The organism is Chryseobacterium sp. HNCC26DJ241 (genome assembly GCF_057180505.1).
In genome coordinates, this window is record NZ_JBXUGL010000094.1 from 1 (window position 1) to 343 (window position 343).

General features: G+C 43.1%; 1 protein-coding gene. It reads left to right on the top strand.

Features of this window, described 5'->3' with window-relative positions; all coding sequences use genetic code 11:
* Positions 1-106: 106 nt before the first annotated feature.
* Positions 107-343: hypothetical protein (locus tag AC2A1C_RS15885; RefSeq protein WP_484026912.1), on the top strand; the 237-nt coding region annotated here is incomplete at its 3' end.

The following is a 343-nucleotide window of genomic DNA, read 5'->3' on the forward strand; positions in this document are numbered from 1 at the left end:
CGGAAACAAGGTGACCAATATTGCTGATTCAGCCGCCAACACCAGCGGATATGAAGGCGGAAATTCCTTAATAGAATACGATGCCAACGGCAATATGACCAAAATGATGGACAAGGGTATTTCTAATATTGCGTACAACTATCTGAATCTACCAAAAGAAATCGCTCAGGTGAACAACACCAAATATTTCTACCGAGCGGATGGTGTAAAAATTAAGAAAACATTTACGTTAAACAATGCAACGGGAAGCACCGTAATCGACACCGATTATCTGGACGGTTTCCAATACGGCACCGAAAGTACGGCAATTGTTCAGGCGCTCAGACAAACGGATGACACCACA